Origin of the sequence: Methylobacter sp. BlB1, from assembly GCF_015476545.1 — a bacterium.
GTDB lineage: Bacteria > Pseudomonadota > Gammaproteobacteria > Methylococcales > Methylomonadaceae > Methylobacter.
This window is the reverse complement of record NZ_JADMKV010000001.1, coordinates 161,457-182,151: the sequence shown is the minus strand read 5'-3', so window position 1 is coordinate 182,151 and position 20,695 is coordinate 161,457. Positions and strand designations below refer to the sequence as shown.

The window sequence follows — 20,695 nt, the reverse complement described above, 5'->3', positions numbered from 1 at the left end:
TCACAGGTTAAACAGATTTAAGAAGCGATCTACCAGTCATTTCAACGGGTTGCTCAATGCCTAAAATAGCCAGCATAGTCGGCGCCAAATCAGACAAACTGCCGCCAGAGGCTAATGGCTTGTCGCCGCCTACATAGACCAGAGGCACTGGATTGGTAGTATGAGCGGTATGAGGCTGCCCTGTCTCTTTATCAACCATCTGTTCGATATTACCATGATCAGCAGTCAACAACAGGAGTCCGCCCACTGTCAGCAATGCGTCCACTATGCGCTGCAATGAAGCGTCCACGGCTTCAACCGCCTTAATGGCTGCGTCGATCACGCCGGTATGCCCCACCATGTCGCAATTGGCATAGTTGCAGATTATCACATCGTATTTTCCGCCCGTAATGGCTTCCACCAAATGATCGGTCACTGCCGGCGCACTCATTTCAGGCTGCAGGTCATACGTTTTGACCTTGGGAGACGGCACTAATATTCTGTCTTCTCCAGAAAAAGGCGTATCTATGCCACCATTCAGGAAAAAAGTGACATGTGCATATTTTTCAGTTTCAGCCAACCTTAACTGTCTCATGCCTAAATTGGACAGCACTTCTCCCAAGCTATTCTTTATATCAATGGAAGGAAAAGCCACGTCGAAATCAAAATTCTGATGGTACTCGGTTAAAGTTGCGAAATAGCCCTTATGAGGTTCATGGCTTCTGTCAAAAGCATCAAAATTTATTTCCGTTAAAGCCCGGCTGATTTCACGCGCACGATCCGCGCGGAAATTCATAAAAACAATGGAATCATCAGGGTCCAGAACTATGGGCTGATGATTGCCCCCCAAAACAGCAGTCGGGGAAACAAACTCGTCAGTTTCTCCTCTGCTATAAGCCGACTCCAAACCCTCCATGGCCGAATCGACATAAAAACTCGCCTCGCCTTTTGCGATTAAATCATAGGCGCCTTTTACGCGCTCCCAACGATTATCTCTATCCATGGCATAAAACCGTCCGGTAATCGAGGCTATGCGTCCCACGCCCAATTCAGCGAATTTTGCTTCCAGCAATTGCAACGATGACGCGGCACTCTTAGGCGGTACATCTCGCCCATCCAAAAATGCGTGCATATAAATTTTACTCAAGCCGCGCCTGGCGGCGAGTTCAACCATCGCCAGAATCTGGTCCTCGTGACTGTGTACGCCGCCTGGAGACAATAAACCCAGGATGTGTAACGCCTTGTTTGACTCTTTAGCGATATCTACGGCTCGACAAAGCACCGGATTTGAAAAAAAACTGCCGTCTTTTATGGCATTATTGACCAATGATAAATCCTGAGGCACATAACGACCGCTTCCGATATGAAGATGCCCCACTTCCGAATTTCCCATTTGCTCGTCAGGCAGTCCCACGACATTTCCGGAACAATTCAGCAAAGTCATGGGATAATCGCGCTGCAGTCTATCCCAGCAGGGCGTATTAGCCATTGCAATCGCATTATATTCTTTGTCCTGCGAATAACCGAACCCGTCAAGGATCAGTAATACCAAAGGCTTTGGCCGATTTAACATTCTTTATTTATCTCCGTACGCTTAAGCAGAAACTCACTGCAACCGACTGCTTTTAGACTCGCAATCAGTGGAAATGTTGTTTTGTTTCTTCATTACCCAAAATGATTGAAAATGGGGTATCATTTTGTTAGATTTACTAATTTTTTGATTTGGCAACTTGATAAAAATTCGCAAGCAAGTCGTCATTATAGTAATACACGTTAATAGATGTGTATAAATAATTCTTCGTGGGTTCTTTTTTTAGAATTAGACTCAGACAACCCAGCAACATTAAGCAGTCCTATGGAAACTAAAGACGAGTACATTTTATATAATGACCCCGACATCACCAAAGCGGCGCGCTGCTTAAAGGCAATGTCGCATCCATTGCGTTTGAAAATTTTGTGCGTGCTTGGCACTAATTCAGTCAGCGTGCAAGATATTGTAGAACAGGTTGGAACCAGCCAGAGCAATATTTCCCAACATCTGGCCATTCTTCGGGAAAAAAACATTCTCGGCCATAAAAAGGAAGCCAACCGTGTTTATTACTACATCGACGACGAACGCATGCTGCAGCTTATCAAAATGATGCAAGACGTCTTCTGTTCCATCAACTGATTTATTTTCCTTTCATTTATTCAACACCGATTTATTATGGACCGCTATTTAGAATTCATTTTAAATCACTACATCTTATCTCTTGCGCTGGCTGTAGTGACCTATTTATTAATACAGGAATTTTTTGACACGGCATTCAAAAAATTCAAGTACATTTCGCCTTTATTGGCTGTCGCCAAAATGAATGACGGCGAGGCTGTTGTTATCGATGTGCGCGAACCGAACGAGATTACTCAAGGTCATATTGAGAACGCCATCAACACGCCTTTAAGCAAACTGCCGGAACATCTCTCAAAACTGGCGCCGCACAAGGGAAAGCCTGTTCTTATAGCCTGCCAAACTGGCGCACGCGCAGCTTCTGCCGGCAAAATACTGAGCAAGGCAGGATTTGAACAGGTATTCGTCATTACCGGCGGCATGCAGTCCTGGGAAGGCGATTATAAATTACCCATAAAGATACCCGGCAAAAATAAGGCTGCCGCCTGATTTTTTAAGCAAACGGCTTGTGCAAACTCGTAAATTTCACGATTACTCTATAAAACTAACCAATAATTCCTCATGGCCGAAGAAAATAAAACCGTAGAAAAACAATTTTCCATTCAAAAGATCTATACCAAGGATATTTCTTTCGAGACCCCAAATTCACCTAAAGTATTTATCGAGAAATGGGAGCCTTCCGTCGACTTCAATCTCAGCACGCATGTTGAAACGTTGGAGAATTCGCTTTATGAAGTAGCGCTTACCATTACCATCACCGTTAAAAGCGGCGATACAACAGCTTATCTTGTTGAAGTCAATCAGGCCGGCATTTTCGCCTTGAATGGCTTTAACGACCAGGAAATGGGCCCGATGGTTGGCAGCTTCTGCCCCAACATCCTTTTCCCTTATGCGCGGGAAGTCGTTTCCGATCTCGTGGCAAAAGGCGGTTTTCCGCAATTGCTGCTGGCGCCGGTAAACTTTGACGCATTGTACGCACAACACCTGCAACACGTACAAAATCAAGCCCCCAGCTCTGAGTCCGTCAACTAAGCCGAATATGAATAAAAAAATATCTGTTCTGGGCGCCGGCTCCTGGGGAACGGCGCTTGCGATTCTGGCTGCCAGAAACGGTTGTCAAACACTGTTATGGGGCCACAATCCGGATCATATCGCAAATCTGGTAAGAGATCGGCAAAATGCCCGCTATCTGCCTGGCTTGCCTTTTCCGGAAACGCTTTCCGTGACAACGGACTTGGCTGAAGCTGCTGCATTCAGCAACCTGATACTCGTTTCAGTGCCCAGCCATGCCTTTAAAGATACGTTGATCAAGCTCAAGTCTTATGTATCCGATGATGTAAAAATTGCCTGGGCTACCAAAGGCTTTAACCCGCAAACAGGCGCATTACTGCATGAAATAGTGGCTGAAGTCTTTTCTGCACAAACGCCTGCAGCCGTCCTTTCAGGCCCTTCCTTTGCACGCGAGGTTGCCGCCGATCTGCCCACCGCCGTCACGATCGCATCATTTCAGCCGAACTTCGCCAACCAATTAGCCGATATTCTGCACAGCGGCCGTTTCCGTGCCTATACCAGTTCCGATCTGATTGGCGTGGAAGTAGGAGGCGCTGTAAAAAACGTTCTAGCTATTGCCACTGGCATTGCCGATGGCCTTGGTTTTGGCGCCAACACACGGGCAGCCTTGATTACACGAGGACTCACCGAAGTCATCCGCCTAGGCGTCAAACTTGGCGGCAAACAGGAAACCTTCATGGGTTTGGCTGGCTTGGGTGACCTTATTCTGACCAGCACAGACAACCAGTCCAGAAACCGGCGCTTTGGCCTGGCTTTGGGTCAAGGCAAAGACAGAGCGACGGCAACCCGGGAAATCGGCCAGGAAATTGAAGGCGTTTCAGCCGCAAAGGAAACGTTCCTGCTGGCTCAAAAATATGGCATAGAGATGCCTATCACTGAACAGACCTATAAGGTTTTATACGAAGGCTTGCCGCCACTGACGGCAGTGGAGAATCTGCTGGCGCGCGAGCAAAAATCCGAGTCTTAATGCCGCCCTCACAGGAACAGCATTAAAAATCAATTGACAGTTCATCCACTGACTTTTATCGCACCGCCCTGCTCATCGGCTGAGCAGGGACCTCTACTTTATCAGCGCGCCTGAAAAAGACATCTGCCGCCAAGCCTCGTACAAGACAATTGATACGGTATTGGACAAATTCAGGCTCCGGCTTTCCGCCCTCATAGGCAAATACAGGCGCCTGTCGGTAGCAAGTCCCGCCAGAACAGCCTCAGGCAAACCTCTTGTCTCAGGCCCGAACAAAAAAACATCCCCGGACTGAAAAGCCGTCTCACTGTAGACTTGCCGCCCCTTGGTAGTCAGCGCAAACAAGCGCTCAGGCCTGACGCTATCCATGAAGGCGGCCAGGGAATCATGTTCCCTGACATCAACCCACTCATGATAATCGAGACCCGCACGGCGCAGTTTTTTATCATCCAATTCAAAACCCAGCGGTTTAATCAAATGCAGTTGAACGCCCGTATTCGCGCATAAACGAATAATATTGCCGGTATTCGCAGGAATTTCCGGCTCATACAAGACGATATGAAACATCTTAATCTTTATTGCCTACGCTGACCGGCGTCAGTTTCCAGATATTGTCATTGTAATCGGCAATCGTCCTGTCCGTGGAAAATTTACCGCTGGCCGCGCAATTCAGGATGCTCATGCGAATCCAATGATCCTTATCCCGATAAGCATCTTCCACACGGTTCTGGGCATCGACATAGCTGCGGAAATCGGCAACAGTCTTCCACGGGTCGTGCGGACTTTTAACCGATGCAATGATATCGTCAAAGATGCCCGGTTCGAACTGGTTGAAGTGCCCGCACTCCAGCAGATTCATAACACGCTGCAGATCCTCATCCTGGCTGATGATTGAAGCAGGGTCATAATGATGGCTCAATTCTTCAATCTGCGCTTCTGTCAAACCGAACAGGAAGAAATTCTCATGCCCGACTTCTTCCCGAATTTCGATATTGGCCCCATCCAAAGTACCAATCGTCAAAGCTCCGTTCATCATGAACTTCATATTGCCGGTGCCCGAGGCTTCCTTGCCGGCCGTTGAAATCTGCTCTGACAAATCAGTGCCCGGACAGATTTTTTCCATGGCCGACACCCGGTAATTAGGCATGAAGACCAGCTTCAGCTTATTGCCAATATCGGGATCGCTGTTGATGACATGGGAAACATTATTGATCAGCTTTATGATCTTTTTCGCCATGTAATAGCCCGGTGCGGCCTTGCCGCCGATCAACACGCAGCGATTGGTCCAGGTTGCCGTGTCACCGCGTTTAATGCGGTCATACAGATGAATGACATGGAGTACATTCAGCAATTGACGCTTATACTCATGAATTCGCTTTACCTGCACATCAAATAAAGCATCCGCATCCAGATCGATATCATGTTCCTGCTTTTTATAATTGATGAGCCTTTCCTTGGCATTTTGCCGGACCTGATACCAGCGTTCGCGGAACGTCTTGTCGTCGGCAAACGGCTTCAGATTTTTCAATAAAGACAAATCGGTCAACCAGCCATCGCCTATGGCTCCCGTAATCAACTGCGCCAGTTCCGGATTACAGCCCGCCAGCCAGCGGCGCGGCGTTACGCCATTGGTTTTATTGTTGAATTTCTCCGGCCAGAGCTCATAAAAGTCCCGAAACAAGCCTTGTTGCAGCAACTTTGAATGCAACTCGGCAACACCATTGACTGAATAGCTGCCGACTATCGCCAGATAGGCCATTCTGACCTGTTGTTGAGGGCCTTCCTCAATCAGCGACATGCGCGCCAACCGATCTATATCGCCGGGCCAACGTGCCGATACTTCTGCCAGAAAATGGGCATTGATATCAAAAATGACTTCCATCAGGCGGGGCAATAATTGCTTGAACAAATCAACCGACCACCGCTCCAGCGCTTCCGGCAAGAGCGTGTGGTTAGTGTATGCCATCGTGTTGCGGGTAATATGCCAGGCCTCATCCCAGTCCAGGCCGTACATGTCGATCAGCAGACGCATTAATTCCGCAACCGCTATGCTCGGATGGGTATCGTTCAATTGAAAACAATTTTTCGCCGCAAATTCCGAGAAATCGTTGCCGTGCCGTCCGACCCAGTTGGCAATCACATCCTGCAAGCTTGCCGAGGCAAGCAAGTATTGCTGGCGCAAACGCAGAACCTTGCCGTTTTCATTGGCATCGTTCGGATACAGCACCATGGTGATATTTTCGGCCGTATTCTTGGCCGCAACCGATTCCGCATAATCGCCGGCATTGAATTCCTGCAAATCAAACTCTTCCGTTGCCGTGGCCTTCCATAAACGCAGCGTGTTGACTGTGCCGTTCTGGTAGCCAGGAATCGGCGTATCAAACGGAACAGCCAATATGTCATGGGTATCGACCCAATAAACCTTTTTATTGCCGAGCTCATCGGTATGGGTCTCAGTGCGTCCGCCGAATTTGATGCGATGTGTATACTCAGGACGCTCAATCTCCCAGACATTGCCGTTACGCAGCCAATGGTCCGGTTTTTCCACCTGTTCTCCATTGACGATATCCTGGGAGAACATGCCATATTCATAACGCAAGCCATATCCGGTCACAGGCAGCTGCAATGTCGCGCAGCTGTCGATAAAACACGCCGCCAGACGCCCCAGGCCGCCATTGCCGAGACCTGCATCCGGTTCGCTGTCAATCAGTTCTTCAAGCTCCAGCCCCAATTCATACATGGCGTTATCGACTGCATTATTAATGCCTAGATTAAGCATGGCATTGCTTAATGTACGTCCCATCAAAAACTCCATGGACAAATAGAACGCTCTTTTGCAATCCTCATCCCTGTATGCATTATAGGTTTCCTTCCAGCGCACTATAAGCCGATCGCTGACAACCATAGCCAGCGCTTCATAGGCATAATGCGGCGATTTGCAATGCTCGTCTCTGCCAAGCCTGTGCCCGTAATAATGCTTAAAATCGGCCACCAAGTGTTCTTTATCCATTCCTAAGTCCGGAAGCGTAGTAATGGCTGGAGCGGGTTTACTTTTCTTGAAACTTCTATTCGGCATAATTCTTAATACTTGAGGAATTTATATGAAATCGATGTTAACCATTAAACACACCCTGATCAAGCCTCGGCCTCATGGGCATGGTTATTTTTAAGGGATTTTTCAGATCAGCAGGAGCTTAGCTATTTATAACAAAATGGCCGGAGAACCCGGTAATATGTTATTCGAACACATTATCCCGGGTTCTCCGGCCAGTTTGCCTAACTGCCGGAAGCGGTTTATCTAAAGAATCAACTTAACTTGCCATGACATTGCTTATATTTCAGGCCTGACCCGCAAGGACAAGGATCATTACGACCAACCTTATCGCTGGCACGAACGAAAGGCTGTGCGGGCTTCTCCTCTGGCGAAACTTCCAGTGGCGGCTCCTCCAGAGCCGAAGCCTCCGCATGCTCGAAATGCATCTCTTTCGGCGCCTGCATCTGTTCGTCAAGAGCCTGCACATCTTCTTCCTGACGGACCTGAACTTTTGCCAAAATAGTGATGACTTCATGCTTTATATGATCGAGCAGCGCAGTGAACATCTGAAAGGCTTCACGCTTGTATTCCTGCTTGGGATCTTTTTGCGCATAGCCTCTCAAGTGAATGCCCTGACGCAGGTAGTCCATCGCGGCCAGATGTTCTTTCCAGCTGTTATCCAGTACTTGCAGCATGACTGATTTTTCAACATGCTGTAAGACTTCCTTGGAAATCTGCTGTTCTTTTTCTTTATGGTTTTGTTCCAGAATATCGATAATGCGATTGCGCAAGACTGCTTCTTGCAGAGCCTTATCTTCATCAAGCATTTTTTGCACCGGAATTTGAACGTTGAACTCCTGATGCAAATGTTCCTCCAGACCTTTTATATCCCACTGCTCTTCCATAGTCTTAGGCGGAATATACTGTGTAATGACGTCATTGACGACATCTTCGCGTATCGCTGAAACAATATCGGAAACGTCTGCCGCCGCCATCAGCTCATTACGCTGTTCATAGATTACTTTACGCTGGTCATTGGCGACATCGTCATAGGCAAGAATTTCCTTGCGAATATCGAAGTTACGCGCTTCGACCTTGCGCTGGGCATTTTCGATGGAACGCGTTACCCAGGGATGCTCGATTGCCTCACCGTCGCCCATGCCTAATTTCTGCATCAGACCCGCTACACGCTCCGAGGCGAAAATACGCATCAGATCATCTTCCAGCGACAGGTAAAAACGTGTAGACCCCGGGTCGCCCTGACGTCCGGAGCGCCCCCTTAACTGATTGTCGATACGGCGCGATTCATGACGCTCCGAACCGATCACGTGCAGACCGCCGCTTTCAATAACCCGCTCATGCCTGTCCAGCCAGGCGCCGCGTATGCTTTCCTTTTCGTCCTCAGCCGCATCCTCACCCAAAGCGGCCAGCTCCGCCTCCAGATTGCCGCCAAGCACGATATCGGTACCGCGTCCGGCCATGTTGGTCGCTATCGTGACGGCGCCGGGCATACCTGCCTGCGCAACGATATGCGCCTCGCGCTCGTGCTGTTTGGCATTGAGCACTTCGTGCTTGATGCCCTGCTTTTTCAGCAACCCCGACAACCGTTCCGAGTTCTCGATCGACGTCGTGCCGACCAGAACCGGCTGTCCGCGCTCGACGCAAGCCTGGATATCTTTGGCTACGGCTTCATATTTTTCGCGTGCAGTCAGATAGACAACATCGCCCAGATCCTTACGGACCATAGGTCTGTGTGTGGGCACCACGACCACTTCCAGGCCGTAAATCTTGTTCAGCTCGAACGCTTCCGTATCAGCCGTACCGGTCATGCCCGAAAGCTTATGGTACAAACGGAAATAATTCTGGAACGTAATCGAAGCCAACGTCTGGTTTTCATTCTGGATTGTGACCCGCTCTTTCGCTTCAATCGCCTGATGCAAACCTTCGGACCAGCGCCGACCCGGCATGATACGGCCGGTGAATTCGTCGACAATGATGACTTCGTTATTGGCGACGATGTAATCGACGTCTTTTTGAAACAGCACATGCGCTCGCAACGATGCGTTCAGATAATGCATCAGGCGGATGTTGGCCGCATCGTAAAGACTGCTGCCTTCGGCCATCAGGCCATGTTCGACCATCAAACGCTCTATGCGCTCATGGCCTTCTTCAGTCAAATAAATCTGGCGGACTTTCTCATCGACCGAGTAATCGCCTTTCTCGCCCTCTTTTTCCTGTTTGGTCAGGAACGGTATGATCTCATTGGTTTTGACATAAATCTCGGTGCCTTCCTCGGTAGGGCCGGAAATGATCAGCGGCGTCCTGGCTTCATCGATCAGAATCGAGTCCACCTCGTCGACGATGGCAAAGTGCAGATCGCGCTGAACTTTCTGCTCCAGGCTGAACGCCATGTTGTCGCGCAGGTAGTCAAAGCCGAATTCGTTGTTGGTTCCATAGGTGATATCGGATGCATAAGCCTGGCGCCGCTCACGGCTGTCAAGCTGGCTGACGATGACGCCGGTCGTCAATCCCAAAAAGCCGTACAGGCGCCCCATCCACTCGGAATCGCGCCTGGCCAAATAGTCATTGACGGTCACGACATGCACGCCGCGTCCTGGCAACGCATTCAAATAAGCTGCCAGAGTCGCCATCAGGGTTTTACCTTCACCGGTTTTCATTTCAGCAATTTTGCCGTCATGCAGAATCATGCCGCCGATCAGCTGTACATCGAAATGACGCATGCCAAAAACGCGTGTGGACGCCTCTCTGACTGTTGCGAATGCCTCAGGAAGCAGGTTATCGAGCTTTTCGCCTTGCGCCAGACGGTCACGAAACTCCTGCGTTTTGCCTCTTAGGGCTTCATCAGATAATTTTTCGTATTCAGAAGCTAATGCATTGATCTTTTTGACCAACTTCCTTTTGTTCTTTATAAGCCTGTCGTTACGGCTCCCTACAACTAATCTAACCAGCTTACCGAGCATATTTTTTTCCGGTGTTGTATTTAGTAAAAAATTGATTCAAAGCGTTGGATTATATACTGTCTAATTTTTTAGTTACAGTTAAAAACACCCTTAAACTATGGGGTCAAAACTTTGAATATCAACAAGGAACATTTACGGATTGATCTAAAAGGTTTCGTTCAAGTGCCGGGATTCCGCCCTTTTGTTGCGCCCCTTACCCGGCAGCACGAGCCAGAAGGCTGGGGATTGCCAATACCAGCAGGAGCTTAACCATAGCGATTGAGGGTACTCCCTAACAGCAACAGACATTCCTGCACAATCTGAAGCATCAGGCCCGCCGTTGGCCGAAATAAAATCGCTGCCCGGTATCGCGACCCATCAGGATCGCGTGCGGTATATTTTCGATTCAGCCAGCCGATTTCATCGCTCATCCGTTCATCCGTTGCTGCCACTGCGGCCCTGGATATAGCATCATGCACCGGCAACAACCATGAAAAATACCGGCCAAATTATCGGCCCGTCTGCCGATGCCGATCTTTTAATACACAGAGGTCAGACCAGTCCTGATAGAATTAGCTATGACAACTGGGCAGCATTTCGAAAGCAGCGAGACCACATTACCCATCAATGCCGATGGCCAAAGCGCAAGCAGAAGAAACGCTGGCGAGCTTGTGCAGCCATCCGTTAGTACCCGTCCTGCCACATAGGACAGGCAAAATGCGCACACGCACAAGGTCTAACTGCGCTGAGAACGATGCTGAACATCCGCTGCATTTTGGACTTATTAAGCGGCGAACAATTGCTTAGAATATGCCGAACTTACTTTTTTGATTAATTTAATAACGACTAATACTCATGAAAATCAGTTTTATCGCCTCGCACGGAGGCTCTTCCGCCAGACATATCATCGCCGCCATTGAGCAAAAAGCCTTGGCCGCCGAATTGGGCGTGGTCATCACCAACAATTCAGATTCAGCCATATTGCGCTGGTGTCAGGAACAGCATATCCCCGTGCATCTGATCAATGCCAAAACGCATCCCGATCCGGAAAGCGAAGACCTGGCGATTATGAACACGCTGACTGAGGCCCAGACCGATCTGGTCGTGCTGTCGGGCTATATGAAAAAAATCGGCCCGCATACGCTGACGCGCTTTAACGGGCATATCCTGAACATACATCCGGCGCTATTGCCGAAGCACGGCGGCCACGGCCTCTACGGGGATCGCGTCCATGAAGCCGTGCTGAAATCGGGCGACACGGTCTCCGGCGCCTCCGTGCATCTGATCAACGAGCGCTATGACGAAGGTCCCGTACTCAAGCAGAGCCATGTACCGGTTTTGCCTGACGACACGGTCGCTTCTTTGCGTGCCCGCGTACAGGCAACGGAAGGCGATCTCTACTTGGAAACGCTTAAGGATATCGTTGAGGGAAAGCTGTAATGCGCTCGACTAAAGCCTTGATCAGAAAAGCAGCCTTGGCTTTTTTGATTGCCGGCGGCGCAGGCATGCTGCTGCCCGGTTGTGAAAATAAGCCAGCCTCAACTGATAAAAACGGTCTTACCGGCCTAAAAAGCCTAACAGGTGATTTTGAAAGCCGACAAAGCGATGTTCAAGACTTTACCGACCTAAATACCCTAACTGACGCTTTCGAAAACCAGCGCAGCAACATACAAGTCAGACAAGCCGGCACGATTGTCAAAATACTGCCGGACGATACCAACGGCTCGCGGCATCAGCGCTTTATCGTGCGGTTAAGTTCCGGCCAGTCCGTATTGATTGCGCATAACATCGATCTAGCGCCCAAAGTCGAGGGCATCAGCGAAGGATCAATGATCAGCTTCTCCGGCGAGTATGAGTGGAACAATAAAGGCGGCGTCATTCACTGGACGCATCATGATCCGCAAGGCCAGCATGAAGGAGGATGGCTAACCTATAACGGCAGGAGATATGAGTAGCTTGCTGCTTTAATAAACGGGCATAAAAAAGCCGTAGCAGCCTTTTGACTGCTACGGCTTTTACGCAAATTAGATGATAGTTACTTCTTCTGCTTGCGGGCCTTTTTGGCCTTGAGTCACAACAAACTGTACTCTTTGGCCTTCATCAAGGGATTTAAAGCCGGAGCCGTTAATGTTACGAAAATGAACAAATACATCAGGGCCGTTTTCTTGTTGAATAAAGCCGAAGCCTTTTTCAGAGTTAAACCATTTAACGGTACCGGTAGTAGTGGAAGCCATAATTGCAATCCTATTAAAATAAAAATTAGTAATTTAGCCTGTTAAGGCCGGTGGAGCTGGGAAATGAAGAATTACTTAATGATAAACAGGACGAGCAACTACAGAAGAACTTCGTAAAGATAAACATGCGGTAAATCGTATTTCGAGCTAACGGTCATTCTATATGGGCATTCCAGGCATGTCAATTTATTAAATCAATCTTTTTCCAGATAGTCAGCCGCTTACGACGCCGACTTGATATTCCGGGCCAGCCGATCGAAGAAATAACCGCCTTTGGCCGCCGATAACTTGATGATCTGAAAGGCTGGATTAATCTGTCCGGCATATTGAGCGAGCCCTTCATGATCATATTGAAACCAAACCGCAAGGCGGCCGGATCTACAAAAGGACAACTTGCCGATTTCCAGTATCATCCTGGTGGCCTGGCTTTTAGCATGTTTTTTCCAGCGTTTCCCGCACATTTTCAAGCAATGACATCTCATGCATGACTCTCTTCCTTGCATGACGTTGCCTGCCGCCGCCAAAAACCGAGCGCCGGATTATTCAATAACAGTGCCGCAAGCTGACTGGCCTGCGTTAAGCAAACCTCAGCTTCCAGGCTCAATCCGGAGCCGAATTCGAATTGCTGCGCTCTAATGCTCAGCAGGAAACACGGCGGCGGCGTTTGTTTCTTGACATCCTGATACACGGCCAGAACCGCGGAAGGATTCAGTGCGTGTGTGCTGTAGCTTTTGTCGCGTGCCGGACTGAGTTCGGCAAAATCGAATGCTTTCGCGCAGGATACGGACGCATCGACAAACAAAACCAAAGCTCTGTTCTCAAGATCCAGCGCATGTTCGATCTGCAGCTGAAAATCGGATAATATATCGATATTGTCCAGGTCCAAATGGGATTCAACGAACTCCAGCAACAGCGGCCCCAGGGCATCGTCGCCGCGGCTGAGATTCCCATAGCCGAATAGCAGGACCGGCTTAACCATCCAGGTTATGCTCGAATTCACCGTCGCTGTGCCTGACCAGCCTATCGATCAGCTTGCCTTCTACATCGATCAATTCCAGCTGCAGCGGCATTTTTCCGACGGCATGCGTCGCGCAGGACAAACAGGGATCATAGGCGCGAACGGCGACCTCCAGATTATTTAACAACGGCTCCGTCAATTCCTGACCGGACAGATACTCTGACGCGACCTGTCGCACGGACTCATTCATGGCCATATTGTTGCTAGTGGTCGAAACGATCAGATTCACCTTGGTGACAAGACCGTCTTCGTTGGCACGGTAATGATGAAACAATGTGCCGCGCGGCGCCTCGATCACGCCAATGCCTTCACAGCGTTTCTCACCTTTCGCAACCAGATCGTGGCTCATGATTTCAGGATCGTTCAGCAGTTCCTTGATGCGTTCGGCGCAATGCAGGGCTTCGATCATGCGCGTCCAATGATAAGCCAGCGTGCTGTGCACCATGGCTTCACCGCCGTACGCCTTGAATTCCAGCCGCGCAGTTTCCGCTAACGGCGTATCGATGTAATCGCAGTTATTGACGCGAGCCAAAGGACCTACGCGATACCAACCGTTCTCCTTGCCCAGCGCCAATAGATAAGGGAATTTCATATAGCTCCATGAACGTACTTCTTCATGGATATAGTCGTTATATCGGCAATAGTCTACATGATCGATGATGGTCTCGCCTTTATCGTTCCTGGCGCGCAAGCCGCCATGATAAAGCTCCAGCGCGCCGTCAGGCCTGGTTAGGCCCAGATAATTACTGCGTATCGCGGCAAACTGATCGTAATACGGCAGGTTGGAGCCGTGCACCTTTTTAACCAGTTCTACTGCGCCTGCCGCCCAAGCTATTATCTGATCGATATCCTGCAGCAGGTAGTCACGCTCTGTCTGAGTCAAGGACTTGTTCATGCCGCCGGCAATGGCCCCCGTCCCATGTATGCGTTTGCCGCAGATCATGCGGATGACTTCCTGACCGTATTTGCGCAGCTTGATGCCCTGCAGGCCGATATCCGGATAGGCTTCCAGTACGGCCACAATGTGGCGCTTATTGAGATCGCTTTCAAAGCCGAACAGCAAATCCGGACTGGCCAGATAAAAGAAATGCAAGGCATGGGACTGCAGCACCTGCCCGAAGTGCAGCAGGCGCCTTAGCTTGTCGGCGGCAGGCGGCAAATTCTGCGGATCAACGCCGACCAGTTGATCGATGGCCTTGCCGGCGGCCAATTGATGGCTGATCGGACAAATGCCGCACAGGCGCTGCACGATAACCGGAAACTCCCAGTAAGGCCGGCCCTGCATGAAACGCTCGAAGCCCCGGAATTCGACGATATGCAGCCGGGCCTGTTTGACTTTGTTGTCCTGATCCAGCAGTAAGGTGATCTTGCCGTGCCCTTCGACGCGCGAAACCTGATCGATGGCAACGCGCTTCAGGTTTTCCGGATTTTCGGCCGTTTCCAAATAATCGTACATAGGCATCTAGTCGTAGTGGATCAATTCATAAGGCAGTGCAGGGTCGCGCCCTTCCAGCAGATCGGTCAGGAATTTCCAGAATACATCAGCCGCAGGCGGGCAGCCCGGTAGAAAATAGTCAATCTTGACGACTTCATGCACCGGATACACCTTGTCCAGTAACAAAGGCAGCTCGGGATCATTGGGGATATGCGGGTTCTCGACGCCGATCCCGTCCAGATAAGATTCCCCCAGACATTCTTCCAGCGGCACATAATTTCTATAATTGGGCAGGCCGCCGTTAATGGCGCAGGCGCCGACAGCTACCAGAATCCTGCAGTGCTTGCGAAATTCCCGTAGTGTATGAACATTTTCCGAGTTGCACACCCCGCCCTCGATCAGACCTATATCGCAATCGGTGCAGCGCTTTATATCGGTAAGCGGCGAGCGGATGAATTCAACCTGATCAGCCAGCTGCACTATGCGTTCATCAATATCGAGCAGCGACATATGGCAGCCGAAACAGCCTGCCAGCGACACGGTTGCTACTTTGACTTTATCCGTCATGATTACCCCGTTCATAATCCAGACTGGTTTCGGCAATGGTCTTGTCGTCAAACAGGCGCTCGCCGATCGGGACAGTAAATCCGGTGCGTTTGATCAGAATGGCCCCAGTAGGACAGATATGCGCGGCCCGATCATTGACGTCCAGATCGGTGTCCTTTAACAGGCCGCTCTCGGAATTGAAAATCAGCCGCTTGTTGATGCCGCGGCCGCTGATCGCGAACACGTCCTTGCCATCCCTATGACTGGCACGCACGCACAGCGTACAAAAAATGCAGCGGTTGCGATCGACCAGCACATCGGGATGCGAAGCATCCAGTTGACGCGGTTGAAAGAAGTGCAGGAAATGGTTGTCGAGCATATTCAGGTAATAGCCGACGGCCTGCAACTGGCAATTGCCGCTTTTTTCGCAGCCCGGGCATAAATGATTGCCTTCCACGAACAGCATTTGTGTGATTCTGCGCCGGCTGTCATTCAGTTCCCTGGTGTCATTGAGTATTTCCTGCCCTTCCATGGCCGGGAATGTGCAGGCAGTGCAGGACCGGCCATTCACGGAGACCGAGCACAGCTTGCAGCTGCCGTGCGGCGCGTATTCCGGATGATGGCACAAATGCGGGATATAAACGCCGGCCGCAGCCGCGGCCTCCATAATGGTCTGCCCCTCTTCGAAAGGGATGGTCTTGCCGTCAATCGTAATGGTTTTAGTCATGATCCCCCACCTGAGATAAATGAGCCGCGGCATCATCGCGCTGAGCCAGGCGTCTGGCGATATCCAGCGCCCCATCCAGATCAAATCCCGGCTCGTAACTGATTTTCTTCAATTTGTTCTGATACAGCTCAGGATAGCGCTCCAAAGTCGTCAGCACCGGATTGGCGGCCGTTTGCCCCAGGCCGCAGTGACTGTAGCCCTTGATCAGCCGGCCCAATTCTTCAAGGGCCGCGACATCGCCGGCCGAGCCATGCCCTTCATGAATTTTAGCGACCTGCTTCCTCAATAACGAAGTTCCAACCCGGCATGGCGTGCAAAATCCGCAGCTTTCATGCGCAAAAAAGTGCGTGAAGTTATGGACGATATCGAAAATGTTACGGCTTTCGTTAAAGATAATGACTGATCCGCCGGTTGCCAGATCCTCGAAAGCCAGCTTGCGGTCGAATTCCTGGTTGGAAATAAACGTGCCGGAAGGACCGCCCATCTGCACGCCCAGCACATCCATCGCACCGCAATCATTCAATACCGTCTGAATGGTTGTGCCGAACGCATATTCATAGATGCCGGGTCTGGCGCAGTCCCCGCTGATGCTGAGAATTTTCGTACCCGCTGATTTCTCCGTTCCAACCTGTGTGAACCAGTCGGCGCCATTGACGGCAATCGCGCTCGCGGCAAAAAATGTCTCGACATTGTTGACTACCGTCGGCTTGCCGAGATACCCGTGCGTAACGGGATAAGGCGGGCGGTTGCGCGGAATGCCCGCCTTGCCTTCCAGCGATTCGATCAGTGCCGATTCTTCACCGCAGATATAAGCGCCAGCGCCGAGGTGGATGTCGATATCAAAATCCAGCCCCTCCCTGAGAATATTGCTTCCTAGCAGGCCAGCCTGTCTGCGTTGATGCAAGATTTCCTGTAAACGGTCATAGAGGTGCAGATACTCGCCGCGCAAATACAGGAAGCCCTGCCTGGCGCCGGTAATCGCTGCGCACAGGGTCATGCCTTCAAAGACCTGATGTGCAAAGGAATTCAACAGCACTCGATCCTTAAATGTGCCGGGCTCGCCTTCATCGGCGTTACAGACGACATAGCGCTCGCTCTGAGCTTCACCGGTGCAAAACGCCCATTTCATGGCCGTCTTGAAACCGGCTCCGCCTCGGCCTCGCAAACCGGATTGCTCAATTTCCGCCAGCGTGGCTTTCAGACCTCTTTTAAAGGCCGCTCTGAGCGCGGCGCCTTGCATAATGGGCTGTTTTAATAAAAGCCCTGGCTTGGCTACAGTGTCGTCGACATAGAACAGATCAGCCGGCCACGCAGCCAATGGCTCCCGGCGATTGATCAAATCAGCGATCCGGTCAATCCGGTCCCGGTCCAGACGGGTTAAGGCATAGCCGTTAACCATGCCGGCAGGGCCCTGATCACACATGCCCGTACAGGAGGTGTTATCGAGGCTAACCAAGCCGTCTTTACGCACCGCGCCGACAGCCACGTTCAGTTTTTCTGCCAAATAACCGGTCAGGTCTTTTTTGTCCCGCATGTGGTCGGTAATGCAATCGCTGATCAGCAGTTCATACTGCCCCCTGGGGGTCAAGTGCAAAAAGCTGTAGAATTCGACTACGCCGGTGATTCGCGTCCGGGGAATGGACAATAATCCGGATAACTGTTCTATCGCCTGTTCCGGGATATAATGGTAGCAGGCCTGAATCTCTCGCAGGATCTGAAGCAGCTGTTTTTCCTGGTTGTTGTGTTTTTCTGCAAGATCCTGAATGAATTGTTTCATTTTATCCGCCTGGTTGCGTATTTACAGTATGAGAAAATGAACTTCTTTGTCACTATATGATAATTTCTTAAATAATCCAACATTCCTGTAAGAACCTTTTCACACATACATGGCTAAAAAACCAGTCGCATTTAAAGCGGCGCTATCGTTTCCAAACCGGGCCATTGCCCATTTTTACAGCCGGATCGAGCAGCAACGTCAGATTCTGCAACACATTCGAGAGGCACTGCCGGAAGCCTTGGCAAAACAGGCGCGCTATTGCGTAATAAACGATAAGAAATTGCTGATTTATACGGATTCTGCGGCCTGGGCATCACAGTTGCGCTTTTATAGCCAAGCCATTCTTGCCGCTGTTGCGCCAATCACGCGAGAACCTGTCGCCCTTATGCAGGTTAAAATCCTTACCGAGCAGAAAAGCCTTTATGAAAAACCCATCAGGAGAGCCAATGTGCCAGCAAAGGACAAAATTGAAATCATCCGGAACCTGGGCCTAAATGTTCCGGATAATCAGTTGAAGCAGGCGTTGCTGAAGTTAAGCGCAACGCTGCAGCGGCTATCCGACGATGCCGGATAGCCCGAAGCGGACTTTATGCAGCGGACCGCGGTGATTGCGCGGAGCGCATGAAGGAAATCGGCGCGTCTTCTTCTTCATCAAACGTAACCATTTCCCACGCGTCTTTATCATTCAATAAAGTACGCAATAATTTGTTGTTCAGTCCATGCCCGGACTTATAACCGGTAAAGGCACCGATCAAACTATGCCCCAGGAGGTACAGGTCGCCGATCGCATCAAGAATTTTGTGCTTAACGAACTCATCCGCACAACGTAAGCCATCCTCATTGAGAATCTTATCGTCATCCACCACGATGGCGTTATCGAGACTGCCTCCCAACGCAAGATTATTTTGCCGGAGCATATCGATATCCTTCATGAAACCGAAGGTTCTGGCTCGGCTTACTTCCTTCACAAAAGTCGTGGACGAGAAATCCATTGTTGCAGTTTTGACGCGCTCATCAAATGCCGGGTGCTCAAAATCGATGGTAAACGTCACCTTAAAACCCTCAAATGGCTCGAAAGCCGCCCATTTATCACCGTCTTCAACTCTGATGCTGCGCTTTATGCGAATATACTGTTTTGGACTATCCTGCTCCTCAACCCCGGCCGACTGTAGCAAAAACACAAAAGGGCCGGCGCTTCCGTCCATGATAGGAACTTCCGCAGCACTGACATCGATAATCGCATTATCGATGCCCAATCCGGCAAACGCCGAAAGCAGATGTTCTATGGTTGAAATTTTTACGTCACCTGCAACCAGCGTTGTTGAAAGCATTGTTTCGCCGACATTTTCCGGTGAAGCATCAATGACAACCGGCTCATCTAAATCAACGCGGCGAAATTTAATACCGGTATTCGGTTCTGCAGGGCGTAAAGTCAAATACACTTTATCGCCCGTATGCAGCCCTACGCCTGTAGCCCTGATTGTATTTTTTAAAGTTCGCTGTTTAATCATAAAATAAAGGACGCCGAATTAAGGGGCAAAACAGGAATTCTACCACAACCAGGCCAAAAAAGAGATTAAGTCGACTTTCCGTCTAGTCGGCCTGCCGTCTCAGGAAAGCCGGAATATCCAGATAATCCAGATCGATATCTTTTTTAGGTTGCGCTCCGAACCGATTTTCCCTGGTTTCAGGCCTGTTCTGGCGTATGACGGTCGGTTTATCGAGTACGCCATAGTCGACCTCGCCAGCCGCCGCTTTCTGTACCAGTTTAACCGGCCCCCCTTTAGCTGATGACGCCGCCAATCCCATGCCTGTCGCGACGACAGTGACCTTAATTTCATCGCCCAGCTCAGGATCAATAGCGGTGCCGATCTTGATGATTGCATCTTCGGAAGCAAACTCATGGACAATATTACCGACTTCGTCAAACTCGGCAATACCCATATCGGCGGCAGAAATATTGACCAGAATGCCTCTTGCGCCTTGTAAATTGATATCTTCCAACAATGGGCAGGCAATGGCTTTTTCAGCCGCTTCGCGGGCACGATGCTCGCCTGTTGCCGATCCTGTCCCCATGATCGCGGCGCCCATGCCGGCCATGACGGTTCTGACGTCGGCAAAGTCCACGTTGATCATGCCCGGATGCACGATGAGTTCAGTAATGCCTTGCACCGCGTCCAGCAATACGCCGTTGGCCGCCTTGAATGCATTGACCAGAGAGACGCTGCTGCCCAGTACCCGCAGCAACTTCTGATTCGGAATCGTGATCAATGAATCGACATATTGCTCGAGTTCTTTAATGCCTCTTTCCGCAACCGCCAACTTTTTCTTGCCTTCGAACAGGAAGGGTTTAGTCACGACCGCCACAGTCAGAATCCCCATACTTCTGGCAATTTCTGCAATAACCGGAATAGCCCCCGTACCGGTGCCTCCGCCCATGCCCGCAGTCAAAAACAGCATGTCCGCGCCTTCAATCACTTCTCTGATGCGTTCCTTATTTTCTTCCGCCGCCTGTCTTCCGATATCCGGATTAGTGCCTGCGCCAAGGCCTTTAGTCAACTCAACGCCCAACTGGATAATCGTACCGACATTCAATCTTCTCAAAGCCTGCGCATCGGTATTCGCACAGATAAACTCCACACCTTCAATGTGACTGTCAATCATGTGATTGACCGCATTACCGCCACCGCCGCCAACACCAATAACTTTGATATTGGCCGTTTCAGTACACATATCCATTAATTCATATTTCATTTTCGCTGCCCCTTAAATAAACCCTACGA

Annotated in this window: 21 protein-coding genes; 7 read left to right on the top strand and 14 right to left on the bottom strand. The window is 50.1% G+C overall.

Annotated features, from left to right (window positions below; translation table 11 throughout):
• Nucleotides 1–7: 7 nt before the first annotated feature.
• Nucleotides 8–1,552 (bottom strand): 2,3-bisphosphoglycerate-independent phosphoglycerate mutase, encoded by a 1,545-nt coding sequence (gene gpmI / locus IT781_RS00845; protein WP_194968227.1) that lies wholly within the window; start codon nucleotides 1,550–1,552, stop codon nucleotides 8–10.
• Nucleotides 1,553–1,834: 282 nt separating this feature from the next.
• On the opposite strand from gpmI, the gene IT781_RS00840 reads away from it, so the two are divergent.
• From IT781_RS00840 to IT781_RS00825, 4 genes are all read left to right on the top strand, one after another.
• A complete protein-coding gene (locus tag IT781_RS00840) occupies nucleotides 1,835–2,149 on the top strand; it encodes a helix-turn-helix transcriptional regulator (RefSeq protein ID WP_027159106.1) in 315 nt (104 codons plus the stop codon).
• Between the two features lie 36 nt (nucleotides 2,150–2,185).
• On the top strand, nucleotides 2,186–2,635 hold the full coding sequence (locus IT781_RS00835; RefSeq protein WP_194968226.1) for a rhodanese-like domain-containing protein: 450 nt from the start codon (nucleotides 2,186–2,188) through the stop codon (nucleotides 2,633–2,635).
• A gap of 72 nt (nucleotides 2,636–2,707) precedes the next feature.
• Nucleotides 2,708–3,178 (top strand): protein-export chaperone SecB, encoded by a 471-nt coding sequence (gene secB / locus IT781_RS00830; RefSeq protein WP_194968225.1) that lies wholly within the window; start codon nucleotides 2,708–2,710, stop codon nucleotides 3,176–3,178.
• A gap of 7 nt (nucleotides 3,179–3,185) precedes the next feature.
• Nucleotides 3,186–4,184, top strand: a complete 999-nt coding sequence (locus IT781_RS00825) for an NAD(P)H-dependent glycerol-3-phosphate dehydrogenase (RefSeq protein ID WP_194968224.1) — start codon at nucleotides 3,186–3,188, stop codon at nucleotides 4,182–4,184.
• A 93-nt stretch (nucleotides 4,185–4,277) separates the two neighbouring features.
• Here the strand turns inward: IT781_RS00825 and trmL are convergent, their stop codons facing one another.
• The 4 genes from trmL to IT781_RS00805 form a co-directional block, all read right to left on the bottom strand.
• Nucleotides 4,278–4,748 (bottom strand): tRNA (uridine(34)/cytosine(34)/5-carboxymethylaminomethyluridine(34)-2'-O)-methyltransferase TrmL, encoded by a 471-nt coding sequence (gene trmL / locus IT781_RS00820; protein ID WP_194968223.1) that lies wholly within the window; start codon nucleotides 4,746–4,748, stop codon nucleotides 4,278–4,280.
• 1 nt (nucleotide 4,749) lies between these two features.
• Nucleotides 4,750–7,257: a glycogen/starch/alpha-glucan phosphorylase gene (locus IT781_RS00815; RefSeq protein WP_194968222.1), complete on the bottom strand. Its 2,508-nt coding sequence runs from the start codon at nucleotides 7,255–7,257 to the stop codon at nucleotides 4,750–4,752.
• Nucleotides 7,258–7,487: 230 nt separating this feature from the next.
• Nucleotides 7,488–10,196, bottom strand: coding sequence for a preprotein translocase subunit SecA (gene secA / locus IT781_RS00810; protein ID WP_194968221.1), 2,709 nt, complete (start codon nucleotides 10,194–10,196; stop codon nucleotides 7,488–7,490).
• Between the two features lie 245 nt (nucleotides 10,197–10,441).
• Nucleotides 10,442–10,606 (bottom strand): hypothetical protein, encoded by a 165-nt coding sequence (locus IT781_RS00805; protein ID WP_194968220.1) that lies wholly within the window; start codon nucleotides 10,604–10,606, stop codon nucleotides 10,442–10,444.
• 424 nt (nucleotides 10,607–11,030) lie between these two features.
• On the opposite strand from IT781_RS00805, the gene IT781_RS00800 reads away from it, so the two are divergent.
• Together IT781_RS00800 and IT781_RS00795 are read left to right on the top strand one after the other, a co-directional pair.
• Nucleotides 11,031–11,615, top strand: a complete 585-nt coding sequence (locus IT781_RS00800) for a phosphoribosylglycinamide formyltransferase (RefSeq protein WP_194968219.1) — start codon at nucleotides 11,031–11,033, stop codon at nucleotides 11,613–11,615.
• Entirely contained in the window at nucleotides 11,615–12,130 is a 516-nt protein-coding gene (locus IT781_RS00795) for a DUF3465 domain-containing protein (RefSeq protein ID WP_228778830.1), read from the top strand. The genes IT781_RS00800 and IT781_RS00795 overlap by 1 nt, the downstream gene beginning before the upstream one ends.
• Before the next feature lie 69 nt (nucleotides 12,131–12,199).
• On the opposite strand, the gene IT781_RS00790 is transcribed toward IT781_RS00795, so the two are convergent.
• From IT781_RS00790 to IT781_RS00760, 7 genes are all read right to left on the bottom strand, one after another.
• A complete protein-coding gene (locus IT781_RS00790) occupies nucleotides 12,200–12,409 on the bottom strand; it encodes a cold-shock protein (protein ID WP_194968218.1) in 210 nt (69 codons plus the stop codon).
• A gap of 221 nt (nucleotides 12,410–12,630) precedes the next feature.
• Nucleotides 12,631–12,891, bottom strand: a complete 261-nt coding sequence (locus tag IT781_RS00785; RefSeq protein WP_194968217.1) for a hypothetical protein — start codon at nucleotides 12,889–12,891, stop codon at nucleotides 12,631–12,633.
• On the bottom strand, nucleotides 12,888–13,388 hold the full coding sequence (locus tag IT781_RS00780; protein WP_194968216.1) for a hydrogenase maturation protease: 501 nt from the start codon (nucleotides 13,386–13,388) through the stop codon (nucleotides 12,888–12,890). The genes IT781_RS00785 and IT781_RS00780 overlap by 4 nt, the downstream gene beginning before the upstream one ends.
• Nucleotides 13,381–14,883 (bottom strand): Ni/Fe hydrogenase subunit alpha, encoded by a 1,503-nt coding sequence (locus tag IT781_RS00775; RefSeq protein ID WP_194968215.1) that lies wholly within the window; start codon nucleotides 14,881–14,883, stop codon nucleotides 13,381–13,383. The genes IT781_RS00780 and IT781_RS00775 overlap by 8 nt, the downstream gene beginning before the upstream one ends.
• A gap of 6 nt (nucleotides 14,884–14,889) precedes the next feature.
• Nucleotides 14,890–15,429, bottom strand: coding sequence for an NADP oxidoreductase (locus IT781_RS00770; protein ID WP_194968214.1), 540 nt, complete (start codon nucleotides 15,427–15,429; stop codon nucleotides 14,890–14,892).
• Nucleotides 15,419–16,135: a 2Fe-2S iron-sulfur cluster-binding protein gene (locus IT781_RS00765; RefSeq protein ID WP_194968213.1), complete on the bottom strand. Its 717-nt coding sequence runs from the start codon at nucleotides 16,133–16,135 to the stop codon at nucleotides 15,419–15,421. Before IT781_RS00765 ends, IT781_RS00770 begins: the two co-directional genes overlap by 11 nt.
• Complete coding sequence (locus IT781_RS00760; RefSeq protein WP_194968212.1) at nucleotides 16,128–17,912, bottom strand: NAD(P)H-dependent oxidoreductase subunit E; 1,785 nt, start codon at nucleotides 17,910–17,912, stop codon at nucleotides 16,128–16,130. Before IT781_RS00760 ends, IT781_RS00765 begins: the two co-directional genes overlap by 8 nt.
• A gap of 109 nt (nucleotides 17,913–18,021) precedes the next feature.
• On the opposite strand from IT781_RS00760, the gene IT781_RS00755 reads away from it, so the two are divergent.
• Complete coding sequence (locus IT781_RS00755; protein ID WP_194968211.1) at nucleotides 18,022–18,486, top strand: DUF721 domain-containing protein; 465 nt, start codon at nucleotides 18,022–18,024, stop codon at nucleotides 18,484–18,486.
• A gap of 13 nt (nucleotides 18,487–18,499) precedes the next feature.
• Here the strand turns inward: IT781_RS00755 and lpxC are convergent, their stop codons facing one another.
• Nucleotides 18,500–19,423, bottom strand: a complete 924-nt coding sequence (lpxC, locus tag IT781_RS00750) for a UDP-3-O-acyl-N-acetylglucosamine deacetylase (RefSeq protein ID WP_194968210.1) — start codon at nucleotides 19,421–19,423, stop codon at nucleotides 18,500–18,502.
• Between the two features lie 82 nt (nucleotides 19,424–19,505).
• Nucleotides 19,506–20,666, bottom strand: a complete 1,161-nt coding sequence (ftsZ, locus tag IT781_RS00745; RefSeq protein WP_194968209.1) for a cell division protein FtsZ — start codon at nucleotides 20,664–20,666, stop codon at nucleotides 19,506–19,508.
• Nucleotides 20,667–20,695: the final 29 nt, after the last annotated feature.

Bases quoted from the DNA above. Each gene is read 5' to 3' on its own strand.
- IT781_RS00795 (WP_228778830.1), top strand. From the start codon at position 11,615: ATGCGCTCGACTAAAGCCTTGATCAGAAAAGCAGCCTTGGCTTTTTTG.
- IT781_RS00790 (WP_194968218.1), bottom strand. From the start codon at position 12,409: ATGGCTTCCACTACTACCGGTACCGTTAAATGGTTTAACTCTGAAAAA.
- IT781_RS00800 (WP_194968219.1), top strand. From the start codon at position 11,031: ATGAAAATCAGTTTTATCGCCTCGCACGGAGGCTCTTCCGCCAGACAT.
- IT781_RS00815 (WP_194968222.1), bottom strand. From the start codon at position 7,257: ATGCCGAATAGAAGTTTCAAGAAAAGTAAACCCGCTCCAGCCATTACT.
- IT781_RS00765 (WP_194968213.1), bottom strand. From the start codon at position 16,135: ATGACTAAAACCATTACGATTGACGGCAAGACCATCCCTTTCGAAGAG.
- IT781_RS00770 (WP_194968214.1), bottom strand. From the start codon at position 15,429: ATGACGGATAAAGTCAAAGTAGCAACCGTGTCGCTGGCAGGCTGTTTC.
- IT781_RS00780 (WP_194968216.1), bottom strand. From the start codon at position 13,388: ATGGTTAAGCCGGTCCTGCTATTCGGCTATGGGAATCTCAGCCGCGGC.
- IT781_RS00785 (WP_194968217.1), bottom strand. From the start codon at position 12,891: ATGAGATGTCATTGCTTGAAAATGTGCGGGAAACGCTGGAAAAAACAT.
- IT781_RS00825 (WP_194968224.1), top strand. From the start codon at position 3,186: ATGAATAAAAAAATATCTGTTCTGGGCGCCGGCTCCTGGGGAACGGCG.
- IT781_RS00840 (WP_027159106.1), top strand. From the start codon at position 1,835: ATGGAAACTAAAGACGAGTACATTTTATATAATGACCCCGACATCACC.
- IT781_RS00755 (WP_194968211.1), top strand. From the start codon at position 18,022: ATGGCTAAAAAACCAGTCGCATTTAAAGCGGCGCTATCGTTTCCAAAC.
- IT781_RS00760 (WP_194968212.1), bottom strand. From the start codon at position 17,912: ATGAAACAATTCATTCAGGATCTTGCAGAAAAACACAACAACCAGGAA.
- ftsZ (WP_194968209.1), bottom strand. From the start codon at position 20,666: ATGAAATATGAATTAATGGATATGTGTACTGAAACGGCCAATATCAAA.
- gpmI (WP_194968227.1), bottom strand. From the start codon at position 1,552: ATGTTAAATCGGCCAAAGCCTTTGGTATTACTGATCCTTGACGGGTTC.
- lpxC (WP_194968210.1), bottom strand. From the start codon at position 19,423: ATGATTAAACAGCGAACTTTAAAAAATACAATCAGGGCTACAGGCGTA.
- secB (WP_194968225.1), top strand. From the start codon at position 2,708: ATGGCCGAAGAAAATAAAACCGTAGAAAAACAATTTTCCATTCAAAAG.
- secA (WP_194968221.1), bottom strand. From the start codon at position 10,196: ATGCTCGGTAAGCTGGTTAGATTAGTTGTAGGGAGCCGTAACGACAGG.
- IT781_RS00775 (WP_194968215.1), bottom strand. From the start codon at position 14,883: ATGTACGATTATTTGGAAACGGCCGAAAATCCGGAAAACCTGAAGCGC.
- IT781_RS00835 (WP_194968226.1), top strand. From the start codon at position 2,186: ATGGACCGCTATTTAGAATTCATTTTAAATCACTACATCTTATCTCTT.
- IT781_RS00805 (WP_194968220.1), bottom strand. From the start codon at position 10,606: ATGAGCGATGAAATCGGCTGGCTGAATCGAAAATATACCGCACGCGAT.
- trmL (WP_194968223.1), bottom strand. From the start codon at position 4,748: ATGTTTCATATCGTCTTGTATGAGCCGGAAATTCCTGCGAATACCGGC.